23 protein-coding genes are annotated in these 21,436 nt (G+C 56.8%); 21 read left to right on the top strand and 2 right to left on the bottom strand.

The annotated features are described in order from the left end of the window. The first annotated feature begins 9 nt into the window (after positions 1 to 9). The 7 genes from corC to ACVWZ0_RS06990 all read left to right on the top strand — a co-directional run bounded on the left by corC (position 10) and on the right by ACVWZ0_RS06990 (position 6,103). The gene (gene corC / locus ACVWZ0_RS07020; protein ID WP_125288572.1) at positions 10 to 888 is read left to right on the top strand and encodes a CNNM family magnesium/cobalt transport protein CorC; all 879 of its coding nucleotides are present in this window, start codon (positions 10 to 12) and stop codon (positions 886 to 888) included. A 7-nt stretch (positions 889 to 895) separates the two neighbouring features. Continuing rightward, positions 896 to 2,428 carry an apolipoprotein N-acyltransferase gene (lnt, locus tag ACVWZ0_RS07015; RefSeq protein WP_253454909.1) on the top strand — a complete coding sequence of 511 codons (1,533 nt, stop codon included), beginning with the start codon at positions 896 to 898 and terminating at the stop codon, positions 2,426 to 2,428. 136 nt (positions 2,429 to 2,564) lie between these two features. Next, positions 2,565 to 2,786, top strand: coding sequence for a hypothetical protein (locus ACVWZ0_RS07010; protein ID WP_253454910.1), 222 nt, complete (start codon positions 2,565 to 2,567; stop codon positions 2,784 to 2,786). A gap of 79 nt (positions 2,787 to 2,865) precedes the next feature. After that, entirely contained in the window at positions 2,866 to 3,768 is a 903-nt protein-coding gene (locus ACVWZ0_RS07005; RefSeq protein ID WP_253454912.1) for a glutamate/aspartate ABC transporter substrate-binding protein, read from the top strand. A 191-nt stretch (positions 3,769 to 3,959) separates the two neighbouring features. Continuing rightward, positions 3,960 to 4,700, top strand: coding sequence for an amino acid ABC transporter permease (locus ACVWZ0_RS07000; protein ID WP_253454913.1), 741 nt, complete (start codon positions 3,960 to 3,962; stop codon positions 4,698 to 4,700). Further along, entirely contained in the window at positions 4,700 to 5,377 is a 678-nt protein-coding gene (gltK, locus tag ACVWZ0_RS06995) for a glutamate/aspartate ABC transporter permease GltK (RefSeq protein ID WP_253454914.1), read from the top strand. Before ACVWZ0_RS07000 ends, gltK begins: the two co-directional genes overlap by 1 nt. Then, positions 5,378 to 6,103 carry an amino acid ABC transporter ATP-binding protein gene (locus ACVWZ0_RS06990; protein ID WP_253454915.1) on the top strand — a complete coding sequence of 242 codons (726 nt, stop codon included), beginning with the start codon at positions 5,378 to 5,380 and terminating at the stop codon, positions 6,101 to 6,103. Positions 6,104 to 6,207: 104 nt separating this feature from the next. On the opposite strand, the gene ACVWZ0_RS06985 is transcribed toward ACVWZ0_RS06990, so the two are convergent. Beyond that, positions 6,208 to 6,690, bottom strand: a complete 483-nt coding sequence (locus ACVWZ0_RS06985) for a zinc ribbon-containing protein (RefSeq protein ID WP_253454916.1) — start codon at positions 6,688 to 6,690, stop codon at positions 6,208 to 6,210. Between the two features lie 241 nt (positions 6,691 to 6,931). Here ACVWZ0_RS06985 and leuS point away from each other — a divergent pair, with 241 nt between their 5' ends. From leuS to lipA, 14 genes are all read left to right on the top strand, one after another. Beyond that, on the top strand, positions 6,932 to 9,514 hold the full coding sequence (gene leuS, locus ACVWZ0_RS06980; RefSeq protein WP_253454917.1) for a leucine--tRNA ligase: 2,583 nt from the start codon (positions 6,932 to 6,934) through the stop codon (positions 9,512 to 9,514). A gap of 14 nt (positions 9,515 to 9,528) precedes the next feature. After that, positions 9,529 to 10,122, top strand: coding sequence for an LPS assembly lipoprotein LptE (gene lptE / locus ACVWZ0_RS06975; RefSeq protein WP_253454918.1), 594 nt, complete (start codon positions 9,529 to 9,531; stop codon positions 10,120 to 10,122). Next, a complete protein-coding gene (gene holA / locus ACVWZ0_RS06970) occupies positions 10,119 to 11,150 on the top strand; it encodes a DNA polymerase III subunit delta (protein ID WP_253454919.1) in 1,032 nt (343 codons plus the stop codon). Before lptE ends, holA begins: the two co-directional genes overlap by 4 nt. Then, the gene (gene nadD, locus ACVWZ0_RS06965) at positions 11,143 to 11,802 is read left to right on the top strand and encodes a nicotinate-nucleotide adenylyltransferase (RefSeq protein ID WP_253454920.1); all 660 of its coding nucleotides are present in this window, start codon (positions 11,143 to 11,145) and stop codon (positions 11,800 to 11,802) included. Before holA ends, nadD begins: the two co-directional genes overlap by 8 nt. A gap of 161 nt (positions 11,803 to 11,963) precedes the next feature. After that, complete coding sequence (locus ACVWZ0_RS06960) at positions 11,964 to 12,113, top strand: hypothetical protein (protein ID WP_370734487.1); 150 nt, start codon at positions 11,964 to 11,966, stop codon at positions 12,111 to 12,113. 397 nt (positions 12,114 to 12,510) lie between these two features. Next, positions 12,511 to 12,828, top strand: coding sequence for a ribosome silencing factor (gene rsfS, locus ACVWZ0_RS06955; protein WP_253454921.1), 318 nt, complete (start codon positions 12,511 to 12,513; stop codon positions 12,826 to 12,828). A 3-nt stretch (positions 12,829 to 12,831) separates the two neighbouring features. Continuing rightward, positions 12,832 to 13,302: a 23S rRNA (pseudouridine(1915)-N(3))-methyltransferase RlmH gene (rlmH, locus tag ACVWZ0_RS06950; RefSeq protein WP_253454922.1), complete on the top strand. Its 471-nt coding sequence runs from the start codon at positions 12,832 to 12,834 to the stop codon at positions 13,300 to 13,302. A gap of 28 nt (positions 13,303 to 13,330) precedes the next feature. Next, positions 13,331 to 15,235 carry a peptidoglycan DD-transpeptidase MrdA gene (mrdA, locus tag ACVWZ0_RS06945; RefSeq protein WP_253454923.1) on the top strand — a complete coding sequence of 635 codons (1,905 nt, stop codon included), beginning with the start codon at positions 13,331 to 13,333 and terminating at the stop codon, positions 15,233 to 15,235. 2 nt (positions 15,236 to 15,237) lie between these two features. Further along, positions 15,238 to 16,350, top strand: a complete 1,113-nt coding sequence (gene mrdB / locus ACVWZ0_RS06940; protein ID WP_253454924.1) for a peptidoglycan glycosyltransferase MrdB — start codon at positions 15,238 to 15,240, stop codon at positions 16,348 to 16,350. A gap of 9 nt (positions 16,351 to 16,359) precedes the next feature. Further along, positions 16,360 to 17,499, top strand: a complete 1,140-nt coding sequence (rlpA, locus tag ACVWZ0_RS06935; protein WP_253454925.1) for an endolytic peptidoglycan transglycosylase RlpA — start codon at positions 16,360 to 16,362, stop codon at positions 17,497 to 17,499. Between the two features lie 133 nt (positions 17,500 to 17,632). Next, a complete protein-coding gene (dacA, locus tag ACVWZ0_RS06930) occupies positions 17,633 to 18,844 on the top strand; it encodes a D-alanyl-D-alanine carboxypeptidase DacA (protein WP_253454926.1) in 1,212 nt (403 codons plus the stop codon). 109 nt (positions 18,845 to 18,953) lie between these two features. After that, a complete protein-coding gene (ybeD, locus tag ACVWZ0_RS06925) occupies positions 18,954 to 19,217 on the top strand; it encodes a DUF493 family protein YbeD (RefSeq protein ID WP_013201269.1) in 264 nt (87 codons plus the stop codon). 76 nt (positions 19,218 to 19,293) lie between these two features. Beyond that, positions 19,294 to 19,944, top strand: a complete 651-nt coding sequence (lipB, locus tag ACVWZ0_RS06920; RefSeq protein WP_253454927.1) for a lipoyl(octanoyl) transferase LipB — start codon at positions 19,294 to 19,296, stop codon at positions 19,942 to 19,944. A 139-nt stretch (positions 19,945 to 20,083) separates the two neighbouring features. Continuing rightward, entirely contained in the window at positions 20,084 to 21,049 is a 966-nt protein-coding gene (gene lipA / locus ACVWZ0_RS06915; RefSeq protein ID WP_253454928.1) for a lipoyl synthase, read from the top strand. Positions 21,050 to 21,122: 73 nt separating this feature from the next. On the opposite strand, the gene tatE is transcribed toward lipA, so the two are convergent. Then, positions 21,123 to 21,329, bottom strand: a complete 207-nt coding sequence (gene tatE / locus ACVWZ0_RS06910; protein ID WP_125288552.1) for a twin-arginine translocase subunit TatE — start codon at positions 21,327 to 21,329, stop codon at positions 21,123 to 21,125. Positions 21,330 to 21,436: the final 107 nt, after the last annotated feature.

Below are 21,436 nucleotides of genomic sequence, written 5' to 3'. Positions count from 1 at the left end.
AAAAACGCCATGAGCGATGACCATTCACAGAACAACGACAGTCCCAGTAGCAAAAAGGGATTTTTCACCCTTATCCTCAACCAGCTGTTTCACGGTGAGCCTAAAAACCGCGACGATCTGCTGGAGCTAATCCGCGATTCCGAGCAGAACGAGCTGATAGACCAGGATACCCGCGACATGCTCGAAGGGGTCATGGATATCGCTGAACAGCGCGTGCGTGACATTATGATCCCGCGCTCGCAGATGGTGACGCTGAAGCGTAACCAGTCGCTCGACGAGTGCCTGGATACCATTATCGAATCCGCCCACTCGCGCTTTCCGGTTATCAGCGAAGATAAGGATCATGTCGAAGGCATTCTGATGGCGAAAGATTTGCTGCCTTTTATGAGCAGCGAATCCGCCCCGTTCAGCATTGAAAAAGTGCTGCGTCCGGCTGTAGTGGTGCCGGAGAGCAAGCGCGTCGACCGGATGCTGAAAGAGTTTCGCTCGCAGCGCTACCATATGGCGATTGTGATTGATGAGTTCGGCGGCGTATCCGGTCTGGTCACCATTGAAGATATTCTGGAGCTGATCGTCGGCGAAATCGAAGACGAATATGACGACGAGGAAGATCGTGATATTCGTCAGCTGAGCCGTCATACCTACACCATCCGCGCCCTGACGCCGATTGAAGATTTCAACGAGGTCTTTGAAACGCACTTCAGCGATGAGGAAGTGGATACTATCGGCGGGCTGGTGATGCAGGCGTTCGGGCATCTGCCCGCGCGCGGCGAAAGCATCGAAATTGAAGGCTATCAGTTCAAGGTCGCCATGGCCGACAGCCGCCGTATTATTCAGGTGCACGTCAAAATTCCGGAAAACGCGACGCAACCGATACTGGAAGAATAATTTCCCTATGGCTATTGCCTCTTTATACCAGCGCCAGCGGGTTCGCCTGCTTTTAGCGCTGCTGACGGGTGCCGCTGGCACCCTGGCGTTTTCGCCTTATGATTTCTGGCCCGCCGCGCTGGTTTCGCTTTGCGGCCTGCTGGCGCTGACCCTTAACCGCTCGACGCGCCAGGCAACCGCTATCGGTTTCGTCTGGGGTTTCGGCCTGTTCGGCAGCGGCGTTAACTGGGTCTATGTCAGTATCGCCACGTTTGGCGGCATGCCTGGCCCGGTCAACGTTTTTCTGGTGATCCTGCTGGCGGCTTACCTTGCGCTCTACACCATGCTGTTTGCCGCTCTGCTGAACCGGCTGTTCCCCAAAACCTCGCTGACGCGGCTGGCGCTGGCCGCGCCCGTACTGTGGCAAATCACCGAGTTTCTGCGCGGCTGGGTGCTCACTGGCTTCCCGTGGCTGCAATTTGGCTACAGCCAGATTGACGGGCCGCTAAAAGGGCTGGGGCCGCTGACGGGCGTGGAGGGCATTACCTTTGTCCTGACCATCGTCGCCGGGCTGGTGGTCTTTGCTGCGGCAAAACGCAGCTGGATAGCGGCCGTCGGCGCGCTGGCGCTGCTGCTGCTGCCCTGGCCGCTGCGCATGATTAGCTGGTATCAGCCGCAGCCCGGACGCACGGTAAATGTCGCGCTGGTGCAGGGCAACATTCCTCAGTCGCTGAAATGGGATCCCAACCAGCTTATCAACACGCTGAAAACCTATACAGCGCTGACGCGGCCTTACGTTAATAAGACGCCGCTGATTATCTGGCCGGAGTCGGCTATTCCCGATCTGGAAACCAATCAGCAGCCTTTCCTGCAAACCATAGACCGCGAGCTGCGTTCCCAGGGCAGCAGCCTGATCACCGGTATTGTCGATTCGCGACTGGAAAATAATCGCTATCACGATTACAACTCGATCATTGTGCTGGGTGATAAACAGCCCTACAGCTACGAAAGCGGCAGCCGCTACCAGAAAAACCATCTGGTGCCATTTGGCGAATTCGTGCCGCTGGAGGCGTTATTGCGTCCGCTGGCGCCCTTTTTCGATCTGCCAATGTCTTCGTTTAGCCGTGGCGCCTATCGCCAGCCGCAGCTCCAGGCGGGCGGCTATAAGCTGACGGCGGCAATCTGCTATGAAATCGTGCTGGGCCAGCAGCTGCGGGATAATTTCCGTCCCGATACCGATTTTCTGCTGACTATCTCTAACGATGCCTGGTTCGGTCATTCCATTGGGCCGTGGCAGCATTTCCAGATGGCGCGGATGCGCGCGCTGGAGCTGGGCCGACCGCTGCTGCGCGATACCAACAACGGCGTGACGGCGGTAATTGATGCGGACGGCAGCGCGGAAGAGATGATCCCGCAATTTGTTCCGGATGTACTGGCAACCGGCGTTACGCCAACCCGTGGACTTACGCCGTACGCGCGTTTCGGCAACTGGACGGTATGGATTGTGACAGCGCTGTTTGCTGCGGCCGCCCTGTTTACCGGCCGGCGGAACAGACGCTGATAGTTAAAGCGCAGGGCGTTTTGCCGGCTCCCTGCGCTTTATTTCCTCCATGCCTTTCACATCCCGTTTTTCTGCTTTCTTCCGAACCTTTCCCGCGTAAAAACCACTCACAACAAAGCCATACGGAAAATCTGGCATGGCGATTGCAATTTATTTCCCGACTACGCTGAAAACGTCAGCGACAGCGACCGGCTGGCCGGAAATGCACCATAACTGCTCGTCCTCTGCGCCACCAGCGGGCAGCCCTTCAGGCAATGCATTATTTTGGTGCGGCACGCTTCGCAAAACCGAAACTTTATTGTTTCATACCGTTAACATTCAGCTATGTTATGGCTATCCGGCGCGGCCCTGGCGCTGAAAATACAACAATAAACGGTTACAAACACAACATCACAATCGGCGCACCGTTATGGCGCTTTACAACGAAGGAGTTGGAGATGAAATTTCGGAAAACTGGGCTGTGCCTGCTGGCACTGGCTGGCCTGTCCTCCGCCGTGGCTCACGCAGCTGATGCCCCGCAAAGCACGCTGGACAAAATTGCCAAAAACGGCGTTATCGTCGTCGGCCATCGTGAGTCTTCCGTTCCTTTTTCTTACTATGACAACCAGCAAAAAGTCGTCGGCTATTCGCAGGATTATTCCAACGCCATCGTGGCGGCGATCAAAGCCAAACTGAACAAGCCCGATCTGCAGGTGAAAATGCTGCCGATCACCTCGCAAAACCGTATCCCGCTGCTGCAAAACGGCACCTATGATTTTGAGTGCGGCTCTACCACTAATAACGCGGAACGTCAGCAACAGGCGGCCTTCTCCAATACCGTCTTTGTTATCGGCACCCGTTTGCTGGTGAAAAAAGGCAGTCCGATTAAGGATTTCCCGGATTTGAAAGGCAAAACCGTGGTGGTCACTTCCGGCACTACATCTGAGATCCTGCTGCACAAGCTGAACGACGAGAAGAAGCTGGAGATGCGTATCATCAGCGCTAAAGATCACGGCGACTCGTTCCGTACGCTGGAAAGCGGCCGTGCCGTCGCCTTTATGATGGACGATGCGCTGCTGGCAGGCGAACGCGCCAAGGCCAAAAAACCGGATAACTGGGAAATCGTAGGCACGCCGCAGTCGAAAGAAGCCTACGGCTGTATGTTGCGCAAAGGCGATACCGCCTTTAAACAGCTGATGGATGAAACCATCGCTAAAGCGCAGACGTCAGGCGAGGCGACAAAATGGTTCGACAAATGGTTTACCCAGCCTATTCCGCCTAAAAACCTGAATATGAACTTCGCGCTTTCTGAAGATATGAAAGCCACGTTCAAAACACCGAATGATAAGGCGCTGAATTAATAACAAAAATAAGGGCGGCGTGCCGCCTTTGATTGTTGAACACGGGCAAGGACAGACAGCGGCCTGAAAAGTTCGGCACCAACAAGCCGACAGTCAGGCTGACGTTTGCCGCGGTCGTTCCCCACGGTAAACACGCCTCTCATCAATCTTCAGGGTAGCGCTGCTACCCTTTTTTTCTACCGGAGTGACTTATGTCTATTGATTGGAACTGGGGTATTTTCCTGCAGCAGGCCCCGTTCGGTAATACCACCTATCTGGGATGGCTGTGGTCCGGCTTTCAGGTCACCATCGCCGTCTCCGTCTGCGCCTGGATCATCGCCCTCTGTGTCGGATCGCTGTTCGGTATTTTGCGTACCGTACCCAACCGCTGGCTTTCCGCTCTTGGCACCTGCTACGTGGAGCTGTTCCGCAACGTACCGCTGATCGTACAGTTTTTTATCTGGTATCTGGTGGTGCCGGAGCTGCTGCCGGAAAGCGTCGGCATGTGGTTTAAGTCAGAGCTGGATCCCAATATTCAGTTTTTCACCTGTTCTGTACTCTGCCTGGGCCTGTTCACCGCCGCTCGCGTCTGCGAACAGGTGCGCGCTGCCATTCAGTCGCTGCCGCGCGGTCAGAAGAATGCCGGCCTGGCAATGGGATTGACGCTGCCGCAAACCTACCGCTACGTGCTGCTGCCCAACGCCTACCGGGTAATTGTGCCGCCGATGACCTCGGAAATGCTGAACCTGGTAAAAAACTCCGCTATCGCCTCAACCATCGGGCTGGTCGATATGGCGGCACAGGCGGGTAAACTGCTGGATTATTCCGCGCACGCTTATGAATCCTTTACCGCAATCACCGTGGCCTACATCGCCATTAACGTCGTAATCATGCTGCTGATGAGCCTGGTCGAACGCAAAGTGCGCCTGCCCGGCGGCATGGGAGGCAAATAATGTACGAGTTTGACTGGAGCACCATTGTTCCCAATCTGCCCTACCTGATTAACGGCATGATTATCACGCTGAAAATCACCGCTATCGCCGTAGTGTTCGGCATTATCTGGGGCACGCTGCTGGCCGTGATGCGGCTGTCGAGATTTAAGCTCGTCAGCTGGTTCGCCAAACTGTACGTTAACCTGTTCCGCTCCGTCCCGCTGGTGATGGTGCTGCTCTGGTTTTACCTGGTGGTGCCCAGCTTTTTACAGCAGGTGCTGGGGATCTCCCCTAAAACCGATATCCGGCTGATCTCCGCAATGGTCGCCTTCGCCTTGTTTGAAGCCGCCTACTATTCGGAAATTATCCGCGCGGGCATTTTGAGTATCGCGGGCGGTCAGGGCAAGGCCGCGCTGGCGCTGGGCATGACGCAGTGGCAGGCGATGCAGCTGATTATTCTGCCGCAGGCGTTTCGCGCCATGGTGCCGCTGCTGCTGACTCAGGGCATCGTGCTGTTTCAGGATACTTCGCTGGTGTACGTCCTCAGCCTTGCCGACTTCTTCCGCACCGCCGACACTATCGGCATCAATAACGGCACCGAGATCGAGATGGTGCTGTTTGCCGGCGCGGTTTACTTTGTTATCAGCCTTAGCGCTTCGCTTTTGGTCAGCTATCTGAAGAAAAAAAGGACGGTTTAAATGATTACCCTGAAAAACGTTTCTAAGTGGTATGGTCACTTTCAGGTACTGACCGACTGCTCTACCGAAGTTAAAAAAGGTGAAGTGGTCGTGGTCTGCGGCCCTTCCGGCTCCGGCAAATCGACGCTGATCAAAACGGTCAACGGTCTTGAACCCGTTCAGCAAGGCAGCATCGCCGTCAACGGCACGGCGGTGACGGAGAAGAAAACTAATCTGGCGCAGCTGCGCGCGAAGGTCGGCATGGTTTTCCAGCATTTTGAGCTTTTCCCGCATCTGACGATTGTAGAAAACCTGACGCTGGCGCAGGTTAAAGTGCTCAGGCGTAATAAAGAAGAGGCGCGTCAGAAAGGCCTGAAGCTGCTGGAGCGCGTAGGGCTGTCTGCGCACGCCAATAAACATCCCGGTCAGCTTTCCGGCGGTCAGCAGCAGCGCGTGGCTATCGCCCGGGCGCTCTGTATGGATCCCGTCGCGATGCTGTTTGATGAACCCACTTCCGCGCTGGATCCGGAAATGATCAACGAAGTGTTGGATGTAATGGTGGAGCTGGCGAACGAAGGCATGACCATGATGGTGGTGACGCACGAGATGGGCTTTGCCCGCAAAGTGGCGAACCGGGTGATCTTTATGGATGAGGGCAAAATTATTGAGGATTCGCCGAAAGACGATTTCTTTAATAATCCCAGCTCCGATCGTGCGAAAGATTTCTTAGCCAAAATTCTGCACTAGTCCCTGAGCCAGCGCGGGCAGTAAAAAGGCCCGGCGCTTTAAATGGAATTCGACCCAGGATCTGCCGCGCGGGCAGTAAAGCAGCCCGCGCGTTTACCTGCTGCTCAGGGTTCAAAAGCCTGACGCTGAAACTGATCGTTGCCGCATTCCGGACAGCGCGTCAGCGTTTCCGGCGTATAGATAGCTCGGGTAAACTGGCATTTTTCGCAGACCAGATTGCCCAACCCGACCACCTCGCCGCTCTGATAAACGCCGTGATGATTTAAATCCTGGAAAACCTCGCGCCACTCCAGCTGGCTCTTGTCGGTGATATCCGCCAGTTCTTTCCAGACGCTTTCCCGAATAACCCGCATAAAAACGCTGTCGCCGCTGTCCGCCTGATTTTCCGTATAGCTGCGGGCGAACTCTTCCAGATCGCGGCGCACGGCGCGGGTAACGTCGTCAATCTGACTGCGCGTCAGTTCGCCGCGATTATTCATGCGCTGCCGGGCGGCCTCCACCAAAGCATCAATATCATGCTCGCCTTTATTAATTCTCTCGGTCAGAGAGGAAACCAGTTCACGATAATACTGAGCAACCTTGTTCATTTTATCTCCTGAGCGTGCCGATATATGCTTCATTCAGTTTAGCGCTAAACGGATTATTGCAGCGGGACGGCGGTGAAATTTGCCTGCCATCTTCCAGCTTGCAGAGAAATGCCCGTTGTCGGGGCGGTTACTGTTGTTGCGCCGGGGGCGGATCAGCTATGCTATGCGGATCTGAACGAACATTAAGCCCGGCGCGACTCACCAGGTGCCCGGCGCTATTTACAAAGGACCACTGGCTGCCATGCAAGAGCAATATCGCCCGGAAGAGATAGAATCCCGTGTTCAACAGCACTGGGACGAGAAGCAAACCTTTAAAGTCACCGAAGAGGAAGGCAAAGAGAAGTACTACTGCCTCTCCATGCTGCCCTATCCTTCTGGCCGCCTACATATGGGCCACGTGCGTAACTACACCATCGGCGACGTGATCTCCCGCTATCAGCGCATGTTGGGCAAAAACGTGCTGCAGCCTATCGGCTGGGATGCGTTTGGCCTGCCTGCCGAAGGCGCCGCGGTAAAAAACAACACCGCGCCAGCGCCGTGGACCTACGACAATATCGCCTATATGAAGAACCAGCTTAAGCTGCTGGGCTTTGGCTATGACTGGAGCCGCGAACTGGCAACCTGCCAGCCGGAATACTATCGCTGGGAGCAGTGGTTCTTCACCAAACTGTATGAAAAAGGCCTGGTCTACAAAAAGACCTCCGCCGTTAACTGGTGCCCGAACGACCAGACCGTGCTGGCTAACGAACAGGTTATCGACGGCTGCTGCTGGCGCTGCGACAGCAAGGTCGAGCGTAAAGAGATCCCGCAGTGGTTTATCAAAATCACCGCCTATGCCGACGAGCTGTTAAACGATCTGGACACGCTGGAAAGCTGGCCTGAGCAGGTCAAAACCATGCAGCGCAACTGGATTGGCCGCTCCGAAGGCGTGGAAATCACCTTTGACGTCAAAGACAGTGAAGAGAAGCTGACCGTCTATACCACGCGTCCGGATACCTTTATGGGCGTGACCTATCTGGGTGTTGCTGCCGGTCATCCGCTGGCCATCCAGGCCGCAATGAACAACCCCGTGCTGGCGGATTTCATCGCTGAATGCCGCAACACCAAAGTCGCCGAAGCAGAAATGGCGACAATGGAGAAAAAAGGCATGGCGACCGGTCTGTTCGCCACGCATCCGCTGACCGGCGAACAGCTGCCGGTGTGGGTCGCCAACTTCGTGCTGATGGAATACGGCACCGGCGCAGTGATGGCCGTTCCGGGCCACGATCAGCGTGACTGGGAGTTTGCCACCAAATACGATCTGCCGGTGAAGCCGGTTATCCTCAATGCGGACGGCAGCGAGCCGGATCTGAGCGCGGCAGCAATGACCGAAAAAGGCACGCTGTTCAACTCCGGCGAATTCGACGGCCTCTCCTATGAAGAAGGCTTTAACGCCATCGCCGCCCGCCTGGCAGAGAAAGGCGTGGGCGAGCGCAAGGTCAATTATCGCCTGCGCGACTGGGGCGTTTCCCGTCAGCGCTACTGGGGCGCGCCAATCCCTATGGTAACGCTGGAGGACGGCACGGTTATGCCGACGCCGGAAGATCAGCTGCCGGTGATCCTGCCGGAAGATGTCACCATGGACGGCATCACCAGCCCGATTAAAGCCGATCCCGAGTGGGCAAAAACCACCGTCAACGGCCGGCCAGCGCTGCGTGAAACCGACACCTTCGACACCTTCATGGAGTCATCCTGGTACTACGCGCGCTATACCTGCCCGGATTTCGACAAAGGGATGCTGGATCCGGCTGCGGCCAACTACTGGCTGCCGGTCGATCAGTATGTAGGCGGCATCGAACACGCGATCATGCACCTTCTTTACTTCCGCTTCTTCCACAAGCTGCTGCGCGACGCCGGTCTGGTCAGCTCCAATGAGCCAGCCAAACGCCTGCTCTGCCAGGGCATGGTGCTGGCTGACGCCTTCTACTGGCTGGGCGCCAACGGCGAGCGCAACTGGGTATCGCCGGTTGACGTAACCGTCGAGCGCGACGAAAAAGGCCGCATCGTGAAGGCCACCGACGAAGCGGGCCACGAGCTGGTGTACGCGGGCATGAGCAAAATGTCCAAGTCGAAAAACAACGGCATCGATCCACAGGTCATGGTCGAGCGCTACGGCGCGGATACCGTGCGTCTGTTTATGATGTTCGCCTCTCCGGCCGAAATGACGCTGGAATGGCAGGAGTCCGGCGTGGAAGGTGCTAACCGCTTCCTGAAGCGCGTGTGGAAGCTGGTCTTTGAACATACTGCGAAAGGCCCGGCTGGCGCGCTCGACCTGAACAGCCTTAATGAAGATCAGAAGTCGCTGCGTCGCGATCTGCACAAAACCATCGCTAAAGTCTCGGACGATATTGGCCGTCGCCAGACCTTTAACACCGCCATCGCCGCCATTATGGAGCTGATGAACAAACTGGCGCGCGCGCCGCAGGAAGAGCCGCAGGATCGGGCGCTGATGCATGAAGCGCTGCTGGCCGTCGTGCGTATGCTCTATCCTTTCACCCCGCACGCCTGCTTCACCCTGTGGGAAGCGCTGGGCGGCGAAGGCGAAGTGGATAATGCGCCGTGGCCGCAGGCTGACGACGCCGCAATGGTAGAGGATTCTCTGCTGGTGGTGGTGCAGGTAAATGGCAAGGTTCGCGGCAAGATCACCGTTCCGGCGGATGCGACTCAGGAGCAGGTGCAGGCGCGTGCCGCACAGGAGCATCTGGTCGCAAAATATCTTGATGGCGTAACTATCCGTAAAGTGATTTACGTTCAGGGCAAGCTGCTTAACCTGGTCGTGGGTTAATGTCAGGAGGAAGCGTGCGACAGATTATCTCTATGCTTATCGCCGGGCTGGTGTTGCTTACCGCCGGCTGTGGCTATCACCTGCGCGGAACCACGTCGGTTCCGCACGAAATGAAAACCATGATCGTGGATACGGGCGATCCGTACGGGCCGCTGGCGCGTGCCGTTCGTGAGCAGCTGCGTCTTAACAACGTAACCGTGCTGGAAAAACCGGGCCTGCGCAAAGACGTGCCGTCGCTGCGTCTGGGGACGGAAACTCAGGGACGCGACACCGCGTCTATTTTCCAGGATGGTAAAACCGCCGAGTACTCGCTGGTGATGACCGTTAACGCGCAGGTATTGATCCCGAATAAAGGCATCTATCCGCTGAGCGCCACGGTTTATCGCTCCTTCTTTGATAACCCGCTGGCGGCGCTGGCGAAAGATTCCGAGCAGGACATCATCATCAGTGAAATGCGCGTGCAGGCTGCCCAGCAGCTGGTGCGTAAGCTGCTGACCGTCCACGCGGCGGAAAACGACAGCTCCGTCAATACGCTGGGGAATTCACCGCCTGCGATTGACCAGACTTCATCGCGCGCTGTTTTACCAGATAGCTCTTACGCCAGATGATCAGGATCTATCCTGAACAGCTTGTCGCGCAGCTCCGTGAGGGGCTGCGCGCCTGCTATATTCTGAGCGGTAATGAACCGCTGCTGCTGCAGGAGGCGCAGGATGCCGTACGAGCCAGCGCCCAGCAGCAGGGCTTCACCGAACATTTCAGCGTCGCGGTCGATCAACAGACCGACTGGGACGCCATCTATTCAACCTGTCAGGCGCTCAGCCTGTTCGCCAGCCGCCAGACGCTGCTTTTATCGCTGCCGGAAAACGGCCCGAATGCCGCGATAGCGGAAAAGCTGCTGACGCTGTCCACGCTGCTGCACGAGGATATTCTGCTGCTGCTGCGCGCGCCTAAACTGACCAAAGCTCAGGAAAACAGCGCGTGGTTTAAAGCGCTCAGCGTCAACGCGGTTATCGTGCCCTGTCAGACGCCCGAGCAGGCTCAGCTGCCTCGCTGGGTAAACGCGCGCGCGAAAAGCATGCGGCTGACGGTGGACGATGCAGCCGTGCAGCTGCTCTGCTACTGCTACGAAGGCAATCTGCTGGCGCTGTCGCAGGCGCTGGAACGCCTTTCGCTGCTCTGGCCGGACGGCAAATTAACGCTGCCCAGAGTGGAACAGGCGGTTAATGACGCCGCCCATTTTACGCCCTTTCACTGGGTGGATGCGCTGCTGGCCGGCAAAAGCAAGCGGGCGCAGCATATTTTGCGCCAGCTGAAAGCGGAAGAGAGCGAGCCGGTGATCCTGCTGCGCACGCTGCAAAGAGAGCTGCTGACATTGCTGACGCTACAGCGGCAAATGCAGCAGGCGCCGCTGCGCACGCTGTTTGACCAGCATCGCGTCTGGCAGAACCGTCGCCCGCTGTTTACGGAGGCCCTGCAGCGGCTGACGGCGAAACAGCTGGCGCAGGCGGTGAGGCTGCTGACGCGTATCGAACTGACGATCAAGCAGGATTATGGTCAGGCTGTCTGGCGCGAACTGGAAACGCTGTCGCTGCTGCTCTGCACCACTGCTTTTCCCGAGACCTTCTGCGATGACTGAACCGGCCACGCTCCAGGCGCTGTTTGGCGGCACCTTCGATCCTGTCCACTACGGCCATCTTCGCCCGGTGGAAACGCTGGCCGCCCGGCTTGGCCTGCAAAAGATTACCCTGTTGCCCAACAACGTGCCGCCCCATCGCCCTCAGCCGGAAGCCTCTCCGGCCCAGCGCGTAAAAATGCTTTCTCTGGCTATCGCTAATAATTCACTTTTTGATATCGACCAGCGCGAATTACAGCGTCAGACTCCCTCGTGGACGATTGATACATTAATTGAGCTTCGCCGGGAGCGTGGAGAACAGCAGCCGCTGGGGTTTATTATCGGTCAGGATTCCCTGCTGACGCTGCATAAATGGCATCGCTGGCAGGAGCTGCTGGATTATTGCCATCTGCTGGTTTGTAAACGTCCCGGCTATGCCGAAAACATGGCCACGCCGGAACAGCAGCACTGGCTTGACACGCACCGCACAGAAGATATTTCGCGGCTGCATCATTTTCCCGCCGGATCGGTTTTTCTTGCTGATACGTTGCTGCTGCCGATTTCCGCTACCGAGATCCGGCAACGCCGCCGCGCCGGCCTTTCCTGCGACGGGATGCTGCCAGAGGCAGTGATTAACTGGATAAACCAGCAAAATCTTTATCCGGCACAAAAATAATTATTTCGTTCATAACGCTGCTTTATATCCCTTAAATAAAGCAGCGGATTTTGTACGAAGCTGATTCAGCCTTTTTACAGAATGCCTTTCCTTTTTTATCAAGCCTTTACTTTTAGCAAAACTTGTCCTTCTTATAAGCGCATTGGATTAAAGCGGCTGGCATGGTGCCTGGTTTCGGCGTAACGGCGCAGGTCATCAACGGTCGTGTCGAGTGCGGCGGCAGCGCCCTGCCCATCTACCGGGAAATGAACTGGGATTACAACGCAAAAAATCCGGGCGGCAAAAGCTACGCCTGTAAGCGGGTAGGTTAGCAAACGCCTTATAGCGCCTTCAAAAAAGGCGACTATACCGAATGCGTTAAAACGCATTTTCCCGCCCTGGTGATAACCGACAAATAACCGTTAACGGCATAAAGCTACAACTTCGTTAACACAGGCGGAAGAGCCGTTGCGCGCTTGCGCTTTTTTCTTTCTGTCGACGGCCGTACCTCTGCGGCCGTCATCTCTTCTCCGGGGCAACTATCGGCCCGGCAGCCATTGACTCTCAGCCGGGGGCTGTTATTCTCCGCTGCCATGTTTTTTACCCGGCGGCTACACAAGCTCACAATTATTCGACTCAGGAACGTGGATCTTCCGCGCCGACGTGGGATAATAGCGCTTCCGCCTGGCGGATTTACATCTCATTCAACCGTATTCAGAGGGGAACCTTTTGCAAGGTCAAGCACTCCAGGAATTCGTCATCGATAAAATTGACGATTTGAAAGGCCAGGATATTGTCACTGTTAACGTACAGGGCAAATCCAGTATCACCGACTGCATGATTATCTGTACCGGTACCTCAACGCGCCATGTCGCCTCTATCGCCGATCACGTGGTGCAGGAATCGCGCGCGGCGGGGCTGAAGCCGCTGGGCGTTGACGGCAAAGCCGCCGCCGAGTGGGTGGTGGTCGATCTGGGCGATGTGATCGTCCACGTGATGCAGGAAGAGAGCCGTCGTCTCTACGAACTCGAAAAGCTCTGGAGCTAATCCGTGAAGCTGCAGCTGGTTGCCGTCGGCACGAAAATGCCTGACTGGGTGCAAACCGGATTTATGGAATACCTGCGCCGTTTTCCCAAGGATATGCCGTTTGAGCTGACTGAAGTGCCGGCCGGCAAACGCGGGAAGAACGCCGACATCAAACGCATTCTGGAAAAGGAAGGCGAAATGATGCTGGCGGCGGTGGGCAAAGGCAACCGCATCGTGACGCTGGATATTCCGGGGCAGCCGTGGGAAACGCCGCAGCTGGCGACGCAGCTGGAGCGCTGGAAGCAGGACGGCCGCGACGTCAGCCTGCTGATCGGCGGCCCGGAAGGCCTGGCGCCCGCCTGCAAGGCTGCCGCCGAGCAGAGCTGGTCGCTCTCCACGCTGACGCTGCCTCACCCTTTGGTGCGCGTGCTGGTGGCGGAAAGCCTTTATCGGGCATGGAGTATTACCACTAATCACCCTTACCATCGCGAATAGCCCTTAACTGGACAGATTAACGCAGCGGATGAAATTACAACGTAACGCCTTTCGTGACTATACCGCCGAGCAGACGCTGTTTGTTCGGCGGGCAATGATCGCTTTTTTCGGCATCTTACTGCTTTCCGGCATCCTGGTAGCTAATCTCTATCATCTGCAAATTATCCGCTACACCGATTACAGTACCCGCTCCAACGAAAACCGCATCAAGCTGGTGCCTGTCGCGCCAAGCCGCGGCATTATTTACGATCGTAACGGTACGCCGCTGGCGCTGAACCGCACTATCTATCAGATTGAGCTGGTGCCCGAGAAGGTCGAAAACCTCGAAAAAACGCTGCTGGCGCTGCGCCCGGTGGTCGACCTGACCGATGAAGATATCGTCGCCTTTGAAAAAGAGCGCAAGCGTTCGCGCCGCTTTACCTCTATTCCGGTAAAAACCGGGCTGAATGAGGTGCAGGTCGCACGTTTCGCGGTGAATCAATACGCTTTTCCCGGCGTGGAAGTCAAAGGCTACCAGCGCCGCTACTATCCTTACGGCTCAGCCCTCACCCACGTGCTGGGCTATGTTTCCAAGATCAACGATCGCGACGTTGAGCGACTGGATAAAGAAGGCAAATGGCCTAACTACGCGGCCACGCACGATATCGGCAAGCTGGGCATAGAGCGCTACTACGAGGATATGCTGCACGGCAAAACCGGCTATGAAGAGGTCGAGGTCAATAACCGTGGCCGCGTGATCCGCCAGCTACACGAACAGTCGCCGCAGGCGGGTCAGGATATCTGGCTGACTATCGATCTCAAGCTGCAACAGTATATCGAAACGCTGCTGGCGGGCAGCCGCGCCGCCGTGGTGGTAACCGATCCGCGCAGCGGCGAAATCCTGGCGATGGTTTCCATGCCCAGCTACGATCCGAACCTGTTTGTCGACGGCATCAGCAGCAAAGATTACAACAAGCTGCTGAAGGATCCGAACCGCCCGTTGATTAACCGTACGACTCAGGGCGCCTATCCGCCAGCCTCCACGGTAAAACCCTATATTGCCGTTTCGGCGCTTTCCGCCGGCGTAATCAATAAAAACACCAGCCTGTTCGATCCGGGATGGTGGCAGCTGCCCGGCTCTGAAAAACGCTTCCGCGACTGGAAGCACTGGGGCCACGGCCACCTTAACGTCACCAAATCGCTGGAAGAATCCGCCGATACCTTCTTCTATCAGGTCGCCTACGATATGGGCATCGACCGGCTTTCCGAATGGATGGGTAAATTTGGCTACGGCCATCTTTCCGGTATCGATCTGGTGGAAGAAACCGCCGGCAACATGCCGACCCGCGAATGGAAAATGAAGCGCTTTAAAAAACCCTGGTATCAGGGCGACACCATTCCGGTAGGTATCGGCCAGGGCTACTGGACGGCCACGCCGGTGCAGATGAACAAAGCGATGATGATCCTGATTAACGACGGCATCGTGCGTACGCCGCATCTGATGATGGCCAACAAGGTGAATAACGTTACCGTGCCGTGGAAGCAGCCGGCGATCCCGCCGGTCGCCGATATTCATTCCGGCTACTGGGAAATCGCCAAGGACGGCATGTATGGCGTAGCCAACCGACCTAACGGCACGGCGCGCAAAAGTTTTTCCGACGCGCCTTATAAAATCGCTGCCAAGTCAGGAACGGCGCAGGTATTCGGCCTGAAAGAGAACGAAACCTATAACGCCCATAAAATTTCCGAACTGCTGCGCGACCATAAGCTGATGACCGCTTTTGCGCCTTACGATCATCCTCGGGTAGCGGTGGCGATGATCCTGGAAAACGGCGGCGCGGGGCCAGCGGTCGGCACCATTATGCGGCAAATTCTCGACCATATTATGCTCGGGGACAACAATACCAACCTGCCAGACGCCGCTCCGGTGCCGTCTGGCTATGAAGGCGAATAACCATGAACGATCGGCACCAGAAAAGCACTATCTGGACGAGGATCCACGTCGACCCGACCTTTTTTATTCTGATTTCCGCCCTGCTGGTTTACAGCGCGCTGGTTATCTGGAGCGCCAGCGGCCAGGATCCGGGCATGATGGAGCGCAAGCTGGGCCAGATTGCGATGGGCGTGGTGATCATGCTGGTCATGGCGCAGATCCCGCCGCGCGTTTACGAAGGCTGGGCGCCCTATCTTTACATCCTTTGCGTGATCCTGCTGATAGCCGTGGACGCTTTCGGCCATATCAGTAAAGGCGCGCAGCGCTGGCTGGATCTGGGCGTGGTGCGCTTTCAGCCCTCGGAAATAGCCAAAATAGCCGTGCCGCTAATGGTGGCGCGCTTTATCAACCGCGACGTCTGTCCGCCCACGCTTAAAAACACCGCGATTGCGCTGGTGCTGATCTTTATGCCCACGCTGCTGGTGGCGGCGCAGCCCGATCTGGGAACGGCTATCCTGATCGCCTCCTCCGGCCTGTTTGTGCTGTTTTTATCAGGCATGAGCTGGAAGCTGATCCTCGTGGCCGTGATGCTGGTCGCCGCCTTCATTCCGGTGCTCTGGTTCTTCCTGATGCACGACTACCAGCGCGACCGCGTCATGATGCTGCTGGATCCGGAAAGCGATCCGCTGGGCGCGGGCTACCATATTATTCAGTCCAAAATCGCTATCGGCTCCGGCGGGCTGCGCGGCAAAGGCTGGCTGCACGGCACCCAGTCGCAGCTGGAGTTTTTACCCGAGCGTCACACCGACTTTATCTTTGCCGTGCTGGCCGAAGAGCTGGGCCTGGTCGGCGTGCTGGTGCTGCTGGTGCTCTATATTCTGGTGATCATGCGCGGCCTGCTGATGGCGGCCAGAGCGCAAACCACCTTTGGCCGCGTGATGGCAGGCGGCCTGATGCTGATCTTCTTTGTTTATGTCTTTGTGAATATTGGCATGGTCAGCGGTATATTACCCGTGGTCGGCGTCCCGCTGCCGCTGGTAAGCTACGGCGGCTCCGCCCTGATTGTTCTGATGGCCGGGTTTGGCATTATTATGTCGATCCATACCCACCGTAAACTGTTGTCGAAAAGCGTTTAAGAGGCTTATATGCGTAAGGATTGGCTCTGGATTAGTCTGGCAGCGGCGCTGCTGGCAGGCTGTGTTACTGAACAACAGCAGGCACCGGTTACACAGCAACAGCAAACCTATAACGGCCCGGTCGTTGAAATCGGCGGCGTCGAGCCGCGCTACGAGCCGTTAAGCCCCAATGCCAACCAGGATTATCGGGTCAACGGCCAGAACTACCGCATCGTCACCGATCCGTCTAATTTCAGCGAAACCGGGCTGGCCAGCTGGTATAGCGAATCGGCCGACGGCAGCCGCACGGCGATTGGCGAGCAGTACGATCCGCAGGCGCTGACGGCGGCGCACCCTACTCTGCCGCTGCCGTCCTATGTGCGCGTCACCAACCTGGCGAACGGACGACAAATCGTGGTGCGGGTCAACGATCGCGGGCCTTACAAGCCGGGCCGCATTATCGATCTGTCCAAAGCGGCGGGCGATCGCCTGAATATTTCCAATAACTCCCGCGTGAAGGTGGACTTTATTAAGGTCGCGCCGGACGGCTCGGTTTCCGGCCCCGGCACCATCGGCACCACGGTCGCGAAACAAAGCTACGCGCTGCCGCCTCGCCCGGATCTCAGCGGCGGCATGGTGGTAATGGGCGGCGCGGCGGCGGCACAGGGCATGACAAGCGCGCAGGAAAGCACCGGCGCCTCGTCTTCTGAACAAACACCGCCTGACGTCCGGCCCGTGGATAACAGCACGCTCAGCAGCGACGACAACCTGGGCGCGCCGGTACGCAGCAGCGGCTTTTTAGGCGCGCCGCAGCCGTTGGCCAATGGCGTCCTGGAAGGCAGCGAGCCTGCACCAGCGGAACCGGCACCGGTGCCGACTCAGCCAGCCCCTGTCTCGGCGCCAGCCGCAGCGACTTCGGCACCGGCCGCAGCCGGAACGGCCTTTACGGTGCAGGCGGGCGCGCTGAAAGATGGCGCACGCGCACAGCAGCTGGCGGCCTCGCTGAGCAAACAATTTGGCGTGCCGGGCAGCGTTGACGCGCGCGGCGGCGTTTATCGCGTGCAGCTGGGGCATTTTACCTCGCGTCAGCAGGCGGCAGCGCTGCAGCAACGGCTTGCCAGCGAAGCCAACCTCACCTCTTTCGTGACCACGGCAGCTGGCAAAATGTGATAACGATCCGGCAATCCATCTTTACCTGGCGTTACGCTGTATGAGCCAGGTAAAGACGGATGCCGCTCCGAAATGCATTTGCTATAGTGAGTCACTTTTTTTTAACTTAGCCATGGATGTTGTTGTCCCCGACATGAATACTCTGACCTCTTCCCAACTGTTCAAACGCCTGACGGCAGGTTCGCTGATCGCCCTCAGCCTTACCGCCTTCGCCCACGCTGAAGACGTGAACATCAAAACCATGATCCCGGGCGTGCCGGATATTGATGCCGAAGCCTATGTGCTGATCGATTACAACTCTGGCAAAGTGCTGGCGGAGAAAAACGCCGACGCGCGCCGCGATCCGGCCAGCCTGACAAAAATGATGACCAGCTACGTGATTGGCCAGGCGGTCAAAGCGGGCAAAATTCATCAGGACGATATGGTCACCGTGGGTAAAGATGCCTGGGCGACCGGCAACCCGGTGTTTAAAGGCTCTTCGCTGATGTTCCTGAAGCCGGGCGATCGCGTGCCGGTTTCGCAGCTGACTCGCGGTATCGTGCTTCAGTCCGGCAACGACGCCTGTGTGGCGATGGCCGACTATGTCGCAGGCAGTCAGGACACCTTTGTCGGCCTGATGAATAACTACGTTAAGGCGCTGGGTCTGCAAAATACCCATTTCCAGACCGTACACGGCCTGGACGCCGAAGGTCAGTACAGCTCGGCGCGCGATATGGCGCTGATCGGCCAGGCGCTGATCCGTGACGTGCCGGATGAGTACTCGGTCTATAAAGAAAAAGATTTCACCTTTAACAATATCCGCCAGACCAACCGCAACGGCCTGCTGTGGGATACCAGCCTGAACGTTGACGGCATCAAAACCGGCCACACCAATGCGGCAGGCTATAACATCGTCGCTTCCGCGACCGAAGGCCAGATGCGTCTGATTTCGGCCGTGCTGGGTGGACGTACCTTTAAAGGCCGCGAAGTAGAGAGCAAAAAGCTGCTGACCTGGGGCTTCCGCTTCTTTGAAACCGTGGCGCCACTGAAAGCCGGTAAAGAGTTCGCCTCCGAGCCGGTGTGGTTCGGCAACAGCGACCGCGTGCAGCTGGGCGTGCAGAAAGACGTTTACCTGACTATCCCTCGCGGCCGCATGAAGGATCTGAAAGCCAGCTACACGCTGAGCAACACCGAACTGCACGCGCCGCTGGCGAAAAACCAGGTGGTCGGCACCATCAACTTCCAGCTGGACGGCAAAACCATTGAGCAGCATCCGCTGGTGGTGCTGAACGATATGCCGGAAGGCGGATTCTTCGGCCGTATCGTTGACTACATCAAGCTGATGTTCCATCACTGGTTTGGCTAAATCTGTCGCGTTCCGCGCTTGATTTCGGCCTGAATGGCCCGCATATTGATATTATCTGTAGGCTCCCGCTGTTGGCGGGAGTCTTTGTTTTAGCGTTACCGGAGCCCCTATGAAAACCAATCTTAAAGAACTGCTCGAATTTCCTACCCCGTTCACCTATAAAGTGATGGGTCTGGCGCAGCCGGAGCTGGTTGATCAAGTAGTTGAAGTCGTACAGCGCCATGCGCCTGGCGATTACTCTCCGGATGTAAAACCCAGCAGCAAAGGCAACTATCACTCGGTTTCTATTACCATTACGGCGACCCATATCGAGCAGGTGGAAACGCTGTATGACGAGCTGGGCAAAATAGAAATCGTGCGGATGGTGCTGTAGCCATCACCGATCGGGGGCTGACCACGGCCCTCGTTCGGCGTTATACTCCCTTCTTTACTCCCTGACCGGACTCTCCATGCATCAGGATACCCTACTCGTTCGTCAGCTCGGTTTGCAGCCCTGGGCGCCCGTCTCTCAGGCCATGCACGATTTTACCAATCAGCGCGGCGCGGAAACGCCTGACGAAATCTGGCTGGTGGAACACCCGCCGGTATTTACTCAAGGCCAGGCCGGTAAAGCGGAGCATCTGCTGATGCCGGGCGATATCCCGGTTATGCAGAGCGATCGCGGCGGACAGGTCACCTATCACGGGCCAGGTCAGCAGGTCATGTACGTGCTGATAAACCTGAAACGGCGCAAAACCGGCGTGCGGGAGCTGGTTACCGCCATTGAGCAAACGGTGATTGCCACGCTGGCGCACTACGATATCGAGGCCGCTGCCCGGCCGGATGCGCCCGGCGTTTACGTCGAGGGCAAAAAAATTTGCTCGCTGGGCCTGCGCATCCGCAACGGCAGCTCTTTTCACGGGCTGGCTTTGAACGTGGATATGGATCTTGCGCCTTTTCTGCGCATCAATCCCTGCGGCTACGCCGGGCTGGAGATGACACAAATCAGCGCCTATAAAAAGGGCGTGACGCTGGCCGACGTGCAGCCGTTGTTAATCAAGCATTTTGCCCGCGAGCTGGCGATAGCGGACGTAAAGTGGCTGGACGAGCGAACGCCATAAATTTACAATTCCGTCACATTTTCTCCTCTGCCCTGGCTGAAACCCGCGCCGCGAGGTGATATAATTTTTGCGCTTTTCTCAAAAAAATTTGAACGTCACGCGGCTGATTAGCGCATGCCAACCTGGAAACAGCAAGATTATGAGTAAACCTATTCAGATGGAACGCGGCGTTAAGTACCGCGACGCAGATAAGATGGCGCTGATCCCGGTCAAAACCGTGGTCACCGAACGCACAGAGATTTTACGTAAGCCGGAGTGGATGAAAATCAAACTCCCTGCCGACTCCAGCCGCATTCAGGGCATTAAAGCCGCCATGCGTAAAAACGGTCTGCACTCCGTCTGTGAAGAGGCTTCCTGCCCTAACCTTGCAGAATGTTTTAACCACGGCACCGCCACCTTTATGATCCTGGGCGCGATTTGTACCCGCCGCTGTCCTTTCTGCGACGTGGCGCATGGGCGTCCCGTGCAGCCCGACGCCAACGAGCCGGAAAAGCTGGCGCAGACCATCGCCGATATGGGCCTGCGCTACGTGGTGATCACTTCCGTTGACCGCGATGACCTGCGCGACGGCGGCGCTCAGCACTTTGCCGACTGCATCACTGCTATCCGCGCTAAAAATCCGACCATTAAAATCGAAACGCTGGTGCCGGACTTCCGTGGCCGTATGGATCGCGCGCTGGATATTCTGAACGCCACGCCGCCGGACGTGTTTAACCACAACCTTGAGAACGTGCCGCGCGTATACCGCCAGGTTCGTCCCGGCGCCAACTATGAGTGGTCGCTGAAGCTGCTGGAGCGCTTTAAAGAAGCGCATCCTGAGATCCCGACCAAATCAGGCCTGATGGTGGGTCTGGGCGAAACCAATGCCGAGATCGTGGAAGTGATGCGCGATTTACGCCGTCACGGTGTGACCATGCTGACGCTGGGGCAGTATCTTCAGCCAAGCCGCCACCATTTACCGGTACAGCGCTACGTCAGTCCGGCGGAATTTGACGAAATGAAAGAGGCGGCGATGGAAATGGGCTTTACCCACGCGGCCTGCGGCCCGTTCGTGCGTTCTTCCTACCATGCGGATATGCAGGCGAAAGGCCTGGAAGTGAAATAACTCTTTACATATTTGCAACAAAAACAAAAACGGATGACCCTGTCATCCGTTTTTTTATCGCTTAACGCGGGCGTTACTCTTTATGAGCAACCTGTTCAGCCGCTTTTTCTTCAGCGACAGGCGCTTTCTTCGCGGAGGTGTCATCGTCGCTCATCGCCTTTTTAAAGCCTTTGATCGCCGAACCCAGATCGCCGCCCAGCGAGCGTAACTTGTTGGTTCCAAAAAGCAATACAATCAGAGCGCCAATAATCAGCAGTTTGGCAATACTGATACCTTCCATACACACCTTCTTTATTTAACCGGACCGGTAAAGGTCAATAAGCATAAAGTGTATTAACGCGCAGATTGTCGGTCAATACAAACTGCCATCTGTAACAGAGTAATATC

The organism is Erwinia sp. TECH1, from assembly GCF_054057575.1.
This window is presented reverse-complemented; position numbering and strand designations above follow the sequence as displayed.